The organism is Amycolatopsis sp. cmx-4-61, from assembly GCF_046548775.1.
GTDB lineage: Bacteria > Actinomycetota > Actinomycetes > Mycobacteriales > Pseudonocardiaceae > Amycolatopsis.
The window spans coordinates 101804-111159 of record NZ_JAEBEI010000025.1 but is presented as its reverse complement, the minus strand read 5'-3'; the positions used below and the strand labels follow the sequence as shown (position 1 = coordinate 111159).

The window sequence follows — 9356 nt, the reverse complement described above, 5'->3', positions numbered from 1 at the left end:
CCGTCCGAGGCCCTGCGCCGGGCGGCGCTACCAGGCTGGCTGTACTTCTACAATCATCACCGACCCCACAGCTCAACCGGCGGCAAGCCGCCGGTCACCCGACTGACCAACCTCTCTGGACATCACACCTAGTGCGGGGATTCCGGCGGCGGCGGTGCCTGCCGCGGCGGTGCCGAGGAACTTCCTCCTCGACCAATTGGTGTTGCTCATGCGTCATGTCCTCTCGACGTTGGGCGGAACACGAAGCGGTATTATCAGAATATATTTGATAACATCATCAGGCCGACAGTTTCGACCTGAAGACGAGATGGAAAGGTGGTGCGCCGACCGGGTAGGCGGGAGCAGGAGCTACGGGCCTGCCGGGTGGTTCGGTTCGTCCGCAGCGCCACGGATCAGCAGCGAAGCGGTATGGGCGATGTGATCGCGCAGCAGGGCCTGGGCGCGGTCGGCGTCTCGCGCGATCGCCGCTTCGAGGATCTGCCGGTGCTCGGTGCCCAGGTCGCGGTCCGGTTCCGTGCCGAAGGACACCGACCACTGCAAGTACAGTTCCGCCTCCTGGCGCAGCGATCGGGCGGTGTCGACCAAGCGCTGGTTGCCGCAGCCGGCCAGCAAGGCCGCGTGGAACGCGCTGTGGGCGGTGGACCACTCGTCACAGGGATGGTCGGGGTCATCGGGGTGCTGGAACGGGGATCGTTCCAGCAGGTGATGGGCGGCCATCGCTTGGGCCTCCCAGTGCACGCTTCCCTCCAGGATGGACAAGCGCAGCACCAGTGACTCGATTTCGACCCGAGCCTGGGTCAGTTCGGCCAGATCGCGGTACGACAAAGGTGTGACGATGTAGCCCTGGTGGGGCCGGGTCGTCACCAGGCCGTCGGCGGCCAGGCGGGTGAGCGCTTCGCGAGCCGCACCGACGCTCGTCCGGTATCGGTCGGACAGGAGCGGGAACTTCAACCGTTCGCCCGGGGTCAGCCGTCCGCCGAGGATGTCGGCGCGCAGTCGTTGATAGACCCCGTCCGTTCGCGTCACGCTCGCGCTCCCGGTCATGGCGACCATCGTAGCGGGTTACGACTGTAACCCCAAGATTCGAAACTTCATTGACATATCGAATCTTGGGCCGTAGAACGGATCAGCCGCGCTGCGTTCAGCGCATGGGCCCCTAGCGGGCGACCAAGGGGCGGCGGTCCGCCGCATCGAAGTTCTCTCTTTTGTTCAGCAGACAGCCGGAGGCCGCTGATGTCCTCTCCTGCCGCCGCGACGCCGCCTGCCGCGCGGTCCGCGTGGCTCGTCGTCGCTCTCGGCTTCGGCGCGATCGTGTTCGAAGGCTACGACTTGATCGTGTATGGCTCGGTCGTTCCCGCCATGCTGGCGCACCCTGGGTGGCAGCTCTCGGCCGCCGAGGCCGGTGCGATCGGCAGCTATGCCCTGCTGGGCATGTTTCTCGGTGCACCGGCCTCGGGGTGGCTGACCGACCGGTTCGGGCGGCGCCGGCTGTTCATCGGACTTCTCGTCTGGTTCTCGGTGATGATGGTGCTCGTCGCACTCGCTCCGACACCGGCGTTGCTGGGGGTTGTTCCGGTTCCTGGCCGGGCTGGGTTTCGGCGGGATCCCGCCGACCGCCATCGCCCTGGTTGTCGAGGTTGCGCCGGCCGGGCGCAAGCTGTTCTACAACTCGGTGATGCTGTCCGGGTTCCCCGTCGGTGGTGTGGTCGCGGCTCTGGCGTCCCTCACGTTGCTGGACACGGTCGGGTTCCGCGGGCTGTTCGCCCTCGGCGCGGTGCCCTTGGTGACCCTGGTTCCGCTGGCGTGGTGGGTGCTGCCGGAATCCGCACGGTTCGCCTCGGCCGAGCGGCCGGCCGGCGGCGCGAAGATCCGCGCGCTCCTGCGCGACCGATCAGCGGTGGCCACGGCCCTGTTCTCCGTGGCGAACTTCTGCGGCTTCCTCCTGGTGTTCGGGCTCAACACGTGGCTGCCGCAGCTGATGCGCGGCGCCGGTTACGACCTGGGTTCGGCTCTGACATTCCTGCTGGTGCTCAACATCGGCTCGGTGGTCGGCGGCCTGGTCGGTGCTGCCGTCTCGGACCGCTTCGGCGGACGCGTGGTGGCGACAGTGCTTTTCGTGCTCGCCGCCGCAGTCATGCTCCTGCTGACCGCGCCCCGCTCGGCGACGCTGACCTCGGTTCTGGTCTTCGTGGCCGGGGCGATGGTGGTCGGCAGCCAGTCGGTCCTGTGGGGTTACGTCGCCACGCACTACGAGACGGAGGCCCGCGCCACCGCTCTGGGCGTGACCTCGGGAATCGGCAGGCTCGGCGCGGCCGCCGGGCCGGCGATCGGCGGGTTGCTCGTCTCGTCCGGGGTCGGGCTGGCCGGCAACGTCGCCGTGTTCGCCGCGGCCGCGCTGATCGGCGCGGTGAGCAGCGGGCTGGTGCCGCGTCGTCGTGCGGTGGCAACCGTGGCACTGCGTCCCGAATCGGACCCCGTGTCCTGACGCAGAACTACAGTGCCCCGTCGGGATGTCTCCGGGCCCGGCGGGGCACTATGCGATCGCGGTCAGAGACCGAGCAGGCGTTCGGCGTTGCCGTGGGCGATCTTGGCCCGATCGGCCTCGCTGAGCGGCGTGGTGCGCAGGAAATCGGTCGCGGTGCTCATCTCCTCGAAGGGGTAGTCGGTGCCGAAGAGAATGTGGTCGGCTCCCAGCGCGAGCAGCGCGCAGAGCAACGGCGGAGCGTCGCAGACACCGCTGGTGGTGATGTAGAGGTTGTGCCGCAAGTACTCCGAGGGATTCCCGCGGGCCAGCTCGATGCCGTGGTGGTTGTGAAAACCCCAGCGCGAATCCAGCCGCCAGAGCACGTAGGGCAGTCCTTCGCCCATGTGCCCGAGCAGGAGCTTGGCGTCGGGGAACTCATCGAACACGCCGCCGAAGATCAGCCGCAGGACGTGCGAGGACGTGTCGGTGCCCCAGCTCCACATGGGACCGATCAGCTCGGGGTGCCCGGACAGCACGTGCGCGGTGTCGACTCCGTTGGCCGGGTGCAGGTACAGCGGGACGTCGAGCCCGGCGGCGTACTCCCACACCACCCGCAGCGCGGGATCGTCGAGGTAGCGGCCCTGGGTGTGCGCGTTGACCAGCGCTCCCTTCAGGCCCAGCTGGGTGACCGCGCGCTCGAGTTCCTTGGCGGCCGCCTGGGGATCCTGCAAGGGCAGTGCGGCGAAGCCGGCGAACCGATCGGGGTGCTCGGCGATCGTGCCGGCGAGCAGGTCGTTGACGCCGGCGGCGCGCGAGACCGCGATCGCGGGATCGGTCTCGGCTTGGATGCCGGGGGCGTTGAGGGACAGGACCTGGACGTCCAGCCCGGCTGCGTCCATTGCGGACAGACGCTCGCCGGTGAGGTCGAGCAGGCGTCGTGAGGCCTCGGCCCACCGGCCGGGCTGGGCGATCGAGGCCGAACTCGCTCCGTAGCCGGCCAGTTCCTCGGTTACGAAGTGCTCTTCCAAGCCGATCGTGCGCATCGCACTCTCCATCCGGGCTGTTCACTATATTGCATTGAGTTCACCAATGGTGGAACATGGGTTCATGGGTGTCAATCTTGACGAGGTCGACGTCGTGGTGATCGGCTACGGACCGACCGGGATGACGACGGCCGCGCTGCTCGGGCGCGCGGGCCACCGCGTCACGGTGCTGGAGCGCTACTCCGGGCTCTACAACCTGCCGCGCGCGGCGAGCTTCGACGACGAGACGATGCGGACCTTCGCCCGGCTCGGCATCGCCGACCGGCTGCTCCCGACGGTGCACGCGCAGCCGACGTACGAGTGGCGCAACGGCGCCGGCGACCTGCTCATCGAGCACGCCTATGCCGCCGAGGGCCGCAGCGGCTGGGCGGAGTGGTACATGATGTACCAGCCGGATCTGGAAGACGCGCTGCACGAGGTGTGCCGGTCGACGCCGGGCGTCGAGATCCGGCTCGGGGCGGCGGTCACCGGTATCGACCAGGCCGGGGAGCAGGTCGTGGTGACTACTGCCGACGGATCTCGTGTCCGCGCGCGGTTCGTCGTCGCCTGCGACGGCGGCAACAGCTTCGTGCGCGAGGCACTGGCGATCGGCCAGGACGACTACGGCTTCGCCGAGCCGTGGATGGTCTGCGACTTCCGGCTCAACCGGCCGGCCGAGGCCATCGGGTTACCGCGGGCGCTGCAGCTGGGCGATCCGCGGCACCCGACCTCGATCATCTCCCTCGGCCCGCGCCACCACCGGTTCAGCTTCATGCTCGAGGCCGGGGAAACCACCGAAGACGCCGCCGCTGTCTGGACTCGCGTCGCGGACCGGCTCACCCCCGCCGATGCCGAGTTGATCCGCGTGGCCACCTACACCTTCCGCTCCCTGGTCGCGCATCAGTGGCGCGCCGGACGCGTGCTGCTCGCCGGCGACGCCGCCCACCAGATGCCGCCCTTCCTCGGCCAGGGCATGTGCTCGGGCGTGCGCGACGCGCGGAACGTGGCTTTCAAACTCGATCTGGTCCTGCGCGGAGCTGTCGAGGACACGGTGCTCGACACCTACCAGAGCGAGCGCGAGCCGCACGTACGCGCGGTGATCGAGAAAGGCGTCGAACTGGGGCGAGCGCAAACGATCCGGGACCCGGAACTGGCCGCCGAGCGCGACCGGACGCTGCTGGCCAGGCGGGCGGCGGCCGAAAAGCCCGAAAGCCTGCGCCTACCCGGCCTGGGCGACGGCTTGGTGGTCGACGGCGGTGGTGAGCTGTCGGTCCAGGGACGCGTCGACGACGGGACCCGGGTGGAGCTGCTCGACCGGATCGTCGGCGGCGGTTTCCACCTGCTGGTCGCCGAGGAGGCGCTGGCCGAGCTCGACCGGGCCGCGCTCGACGCCGCCGGGATCCGCGTCGTGGCGTTCGGCGACCGGCCGGGCGGCGCGGTGGTCGCCGACGTCGACGGGACCTACCGACGCTGGTTCGCCGAGCTGGGGGCGACGGCGATCGCCGTCCGGCCCGACTTCTACGTCTTCGGTGCGGGCACCGACCCGAAGGGCCTGGCCGGGGAGCTGCTCGCCGCGGTCGCACCCGTGCCGGGCGCGGCCGGCGGATTCGTATAGTGATCCGGTGGCAGACATCGACGGGGCAGCCGACGCCCGCCAAGGCATCCAGTCGGTCGAAATCGCCATGACCGTGCTGCTCGCGCTCGAGGAGGGCCGCGGGCCGATGAGCCTGACCCAGCTCGCCGCCGCGAGCGGGATGAGCGTCAGCAAAGCGCACCGGTACCTGGTCAGCCTCGGCCGCATCGGGCTCGTGGCCCAGTCGCGCAGTTCGGGGCACTACGACCTCGGGCCGTCGATGCGGCGGCTCGGCATGGAAGCGCTGCGGCGGATGGACGAGGTCGGGCTCGCTTCCGAGCACCTGCCCGGGCTGCGCGACCGCACCGGCCACGCGGTGAACCTCGCGGTGTGGGGCGACCACGGCCCCGTGGTCGTCCGGTGGGACTACGGGTCCTACGCGCTGCCCATCACCGTCCGCGTCGGCGCGACGATGCCGCTGTTCGCCTCGTCGATCGGCCGGGTGTACCTCGCGCACCTGCCCGAAACCCTCACCGGGCCGGTGCTGCGCGCCGAGCTCGACGCGGAAACGACGCGCCGCCCGGCTTCCGCGGAGATCTCGCGGATCACCAAAGCGGTGCTGCGCGACGGCGTGGCGGTGACCTCCGGCGGGGTGGTCCCGGGCGTGAGCTCGGTGGCCGCGCCGGTGTTCGCCGCGGGGGAATCGCTGCCGCTGGCGGTCGCGCTGGCCCTGCCGGCCCGGGAAGCCACCGACGCGGTGGTCACCGACGTCACCGCGGCGCTGCTGGAGACCACCGCGGCGATGTCGGCCGAACTCGGCCACTCCTCGGACCGGGCGGCGGGTCAGCGGTAGTTCTGAGTGATCTGCTTGTACTCGGTGAAGTCGTCCAGACTGGCGACCCCGCCGAGCCGGCCGAGGCCGCTGCTCTTCCAGCCGCCCTCTTCCATTTCGACGGCGAGGTTCGCCCAGCTGTTGATCGAGATCAAACCCGCTTCGAGGCGCCGGGCGACGCGCATCGGCCGGTCGGCGTCCCGGCTCCACACGCAGGCGCTCAGCCCGTACTCGGTGGCGTTCGCCAGCTCGACCGCCTCGTCCTCGGTGTCGAACCGCTGCACCACCTGCACCGGGCCGAACACCTCTTCCTGCACGATCGGCAGTGCGGTGTCGCCGACCTCCAGCAGGGTCGGGTGGTAGAACGCGCCGCCGGCCAGCGCCGGGTCGGTGGCGGGGCCGCCGCGGACGATCGCTCGGGCACCGCCGGCGATGGCCGTCTCGACCATGGCGTCGACCCGGGCGACCGAGGCCTTGTCGATGAGCGGGCCGATCTCGCTCGCCTCATCGGCGGCCGGACCCGGCCGGACGGCGCGCAGCCGCTCGGCGAGCCGGTCGATGACCCGGTCGGCGATCTCCCGGTGCAGGAGGACCCGGCTGCCGGTCATGCAGAACTGGCCGGCGAAGACCGTGCAGGACGCGACCATCGTCTCGACGGCGGCGTCCAGGTCGGCGTCGGGGAACACCAGGTGCGGCGTCTTGCCGCCGAGCTCGGCGCTGATGCGTTTGAGCGACCGCGCGGCGTCGGCGAGGATCAGGCGTCCGGTCGCGGTGCTGCCGGTGTAGCTCACCACCGGCACCTGAGGCGACTGGACGAGGTGCCGGGCGCCGTCGCTGCCGGACTCGATGAAGATGTTGACCACGCCGTCGGGCAGGTCACCGACACCGGCGAGGATGTCCGACATCAGGCGGGCGGTCTGCGCCGCCTGGGCGGGCATCTTGACCACGGCGGCGCACCCGGCCGCGAGCGCCGGTGCCAGCGACCGGATCGACAGGTACGCGGGGGAGTTCCACGGCGTGATGACGCCGGCGACGCCGACCGGCTGGCGGATGGACATCGACTGCTGGCCCGGCTTGGTCTCGCTCACCCGGCCGAAGTCCTGCACCGCCAGGCCCGCGGCGAACCGCAGCGCCCGCGGGATGAAGTGGACCTCGTAGCCGGCTTCGCCGGCCAGTTTGCCGTTTTCCAAGCACAGCGTGTCGATGAGTTCGCCCGCGCGGGCCTCGTAGGCGTCGGCGAGGTGGTGCAGTGCGGCGGCCCGGTGCATCGCGTCGTCGCGCCAGCCGCTGCCGGTGAACGCGGCGACGGCGGCGTCGATCGCTGCCTGGGCGACCGCGGCGTCCCCGTCGGCGTACCAGCCGATGGTTTCCCCGGTCGCGGGATTGGTGCTCGGCCGGTCGAGGACGCCGGGTCCGGCCGGCTTGCCGCCGATCCAATGCCGGGCCTGCGGGTGGTGGTCCATGCGTGTGCTCCGTCCGATCGCCGGGTCCTGTGCGGGTGGGTGGGTCAGACTCGCCAGAGGCCGCCGTCGGCCACGATGGTCTGACCCGTTACGGAGGCACTGTCCTCACTGGACAGAAAGCAGGCGGTGCCGACGATGTCGGCCGCGGTGCCGATTCGCTTGATCGCCTGCATTTCGGCGACCGCTTGGAGGATTTCGTCGCCGATGAACTGCTCGCCGCCGGGGGTGCGCGACGCCGTCGGCGCGATCGCGTTGACGGTGATGCCGAACGGCGCGAGGTCGCTGGCCAGTGCACGGGTGAAGCCGACGACCGCGCCCTTGCTCGCCATGTAGTGCGCCATCCGGGGCACGGCGAGCCCGAGCGAGTTCGACGCCAGATTGACGATCCGTCCCCAGCCGGCCTCGCGCATCGGGCCGATCACCGCTTTGGTCATGAGGAACTGGGAGTCCACATTGACCTCGTGGGTGCGCTTCCACTGAGCGAAGCCGAGTTCGAAGACGTCCGCGAACGGGAAGACGCCGGCGTTGTTGACGAGGATGTCCACGCGGCCGGCGAACCCCAGCATGTCGGAGGTGAGGGCGGCGACCTGGTCCGGATCGGACAGGTCGCCGCGCAAGGCGAGCCCGTTGCGGCCGATCTCGCGGACGGCCGCGACGGTGTCGTCGGCGGCCCGCTGGTCGATGGCGATGATGTCCGCTCCGCGATGGGCGAGTCCGGTGGCGATGGCCCGGCCGAACCCGCCGGCGGCGCCGGTCACGACGGCGGTGCGCCCGGTGTGGGTCGGCGGATGCTGCGCTGGTGATCCTGGGGACATCGTTGCTCCCTGCGCGGGCGTTCCGCGGCACGTCCTGAGACAGCATCAGACTTCACTATGATGCATTGACTTCACTTATCATGGAACAGTGGCTTCGCGGCTGTCAAACCCGGGCATCCTCGCCGTGACAGCTCCGCACCTCGAAGGAAAGGAACTGCCGTGAAGATCGTGACTCTCGAAGAGCACTACCTCGACGTCGCCGTGGCCCGAGCGAGTGCACCCGCGGCCCAGGCTCTGAGCCCGCACTTCGCCGCGAGCTTCGCGGCGGACAGCGGCTTGCCCTACTCGCCGAGCGCCGGGGTGCTGCGCGATCTCGGCGAGGGGCGCATCGCGGACATGGACCGGCACGGGATCACGATGCAAGTCCTGTCGAGCCTGTCGACCCAGCAGCTCCCGGCCGGCGTCGCGGTCGAGCTCGTGCGCGCGACGAACGACACCCTCGCCGATGCCGTGCGCCGGCATCCGGACCGGTTCGCCGCCTTCGCGGCCTTGCCGACGGCGGTGCCGGACGACGCCGCCACCGAACTGGAACGCTGCGTCGGCGAGCTGGGCTGCGTCGGCACGATGATCATGGGCCGAACCGACGACGAGTTCCTCTCCGCACCCCGGTTCGACCCGATCCTGCGCACGGCCGCGGCGTTGCGCGTGCCGATCTACCTCCACCCCGGGGTGCCACCGAGGGCGACGAGTGCGTCGAACTACGAAGGTCTCGATCCGCTGGTCACCGCTCGATTCCAGACCGCGGCCTGGGGATGGCACCAGGAGACCGCCGTCCACTTCCTGCAGCTGGTCCTGAGCGGGGTGTTCGACCGGTACCCCGAGCTGCAGATCATCCTCGGCCACTGGGGCGAGATGGTGCCGTTCTACCTCGACCGGCTCGACGAGGCGCTGCCGCGGCGCGTCACGAAACTGGAGCGGACCATCGCCGACTACGTGCGGCAGAACGTCTACCTCACCCCGAGCGGGATGTTCAGCCACGCCCAGCTGCGGTACTGCGTCGACGTCCTCGGCGCCGACCGGATCATGCACTCCGTGGACTACCCGTTCATCGGCAACGAGGACGCGGTGGACTTCCTGGACAAGGCCGAACTGCCCGAGCCGGTGAAGGAAAACATCGGGCACCGGACCGCGGAGCGGCTGCTGAAGCTGAGCTGATATTCGAAAGTTCGTTGATTAATCGAATCTTG

General features: G+C 70.0%; 9 protein-coding genes and 2 pseudogenes. 6 read left to right on the top strand and 5 right to left on the bottom strand.

From position 1 onward, the window contains the following. Positions 1–132, top strand: a pseudogene (locus ACLJOU_RS41770) (IS481 family transposase); the annotation flags it as partial. On the opposite strand, the gene ACLJOU_RS41765 reads toward ACLJOU_RS41770, so the two are convergent. Next, positions 73–210 carry a twin-arginine translocation signal domain-containing protein gene (locus ACLJOU_RS41765; RefSeq protein WP_410574806.1) on the bottom strand — a complete coding sequence of 46 codons (138 nt, stop codon included), beginning with the start codon at positions 208–210 and terminating at the stop codon, positions 73–75. The pseudogene ACLJOU_RS41770 and the gene ACLJOU_RS41765 overlap by 60 nt on opposite strands. Before the next feature lie 138 nt (positions 211–348). Continuing rightward, a complete protein-coding gene (locus tag ACLJOU_RS41760) occupies positions 349–1053 on the bottom strand; it encodes a GntR family transcriptional regulator (protein ID WP_410574805.1) in 705 nt (234 codons plus the stop codon). A 180-nt stretch (positions 1054–1233) separates the two neighbouring features. Here ACLJOU_RS41760 and ACLJOU_RS41755 point away from each other — a divergent pair. Continuing rightward, positions 1234–1503 (top strand): annotated as a pseudogene (locus ACLJOU_RS41755) (MFS transporter); the annotation flags it as partial. Positions 1504–1567: 64 nt separating this feature from the next. Then, entirely contained in the window at positions 1568–2485 is a 918-nt protein-coding gene (locus tag ACLJOU_RS41750) for an MFS transporter (protein WP_410574804.1), read from the top strand. Positions 2486–2547: 62 nt separating this feature from the next. On the opposite strand, the gene ACLJOU_RS41745 is transcribed toward ACLJOU_RS41750, so the two are convergent. After that, positions 2548–3507 carry an amidohydrolase family protein gene (locus tag ACLJOU_RS41745; protein ID WP_410574803.1) on the bottom strand — a complete coding sequence of 320 codons (960 nt, stop codon included), beginning with the start codon at positions 3505–3507 and terminating at the stop codon, positions 2548–2550. Between the two features lie 64 nt (positions 3508–3571). On the opposite strand from ACLJOU_RS41745, the gene ACLJOU_RS41740 reads away from it, so the two are divergent. Both ACLJOU_RS41740 and ACLJOU_RS41735 read left to right on the top strand, forming a co-directional pair. Continuing rightward, on the top strand, positions 3572–5101 hold the full coding sequence (locus ACLJOU_RS41740) for a bifunctional 3-(3-hydroxy-phenyl)propionate/3-hydroxycinnamic acid hydroxylase (RefSeq protein ID WP_410574802.1): 1530 nt from the start codon (positions 3572–3574) through the stop codon (positions 5099–5101). Between the two features lie 7 nt (positions 5102–5108). Then, positions 5109–5912: an IclR family transcriptional regulator gene (locus ACLJOU_RS41735; RefSeq protein ID WP_410574801.1), complete on the top strand. Its 804-nt coding sequence runs from the start codon at positions 5109–5111 to the stop codon at positions 5910–5912. Here ACLJOU_RS41735 and ACLJOU_RS41730 read toward each other — a convergent pair. Then, positions 5903–7354 carry an aldehyde dehydrogenase family protein gene (locus ACLJOU_RS41730; RefSeq protein WP_410574800.1) on the bottom strand — a complete coding sequence of 484 codons (1452 nt, stop codon included), beginning with the start codon at positions 7352–7354 and terminating at the stop codon, positions 5903–5905. The genes ACLJOU_RS41735 and ACLJOU_RS41730 overlap by 10 nt on opposite strands. A gap of 44 nt (positions 7355–7398) precedes the next feature. Beyond that, entirely contained in the window at positions 7399–8169 is a 771-nt protein-coding gene (locus ACLJOU_RS41725) for an SDR family NAD(P)-dependent oxidoreductase (protein ID WP_410574799.1), read from the bottom strand. A 159-nt stretch (positions 8170–8328) separates the two neighbouring features. On the opposite strand from ACLJOU_RS41725, the gene ACLJOU_RS41720 reads away from it, so the two are divergent. Then, positions 8329–9324: an amidohydrolase family protein gene (locus ACLJOU_RS41720; protein ID WP_410574798.1), complete on the top strand. Its 996-nt coding sequence runs from the start codon at positions 8329–8331 to the stop codon at positions 9322–9324. Positions 9325–9356: the final 32 nt, after the last annotated feature.

Coding starts and splice junctions, on each gene's coding strand:
- ACLJOU_RS41765 (WP_410574806.1), bottom strand. CDS start 210: ATGAGCAACACCAATTGGTCGAGGAGGAAGTTCCTCGGCACCGCCGCG.
- ACLJOU_RS41760 (WP_410574805.1), bottom strand. CDS start 1,053: ATGGTCGCCATGACCGGGAGCGCGAGCGTGACGCGAACGGACGGGGTC.
- ACLJOU_RS41745 (WP_410574803.1), bottom strand. CDS start 3,507: ATGCGCACGATCGGCTTGGAAGAGCACTTCGTAACCGAGGAACTGGCC.
- ACLJOU_RS41740 (WP_410574802.1), top strand. CDS start 3,572: ATGGGTGTCAATCTTGACGAGGTCGACGTCGTGGTGATCGGCTACGGA.
- ACLJOU_RS41730 (WP_410574800.1), bottom strand. CDS start 7,354: ATGGACCACCACCCGCAGGCCCGGCATTGGATCGGCGGCAAGCCGGCC.
- ACLJOU_RS41725 (WP_410574799.1), bottom strand. CDS start 8,169: ATGTCCCCAGGATCACCAGCGCAGCATCCGCCGACCCACACCGGGCGC.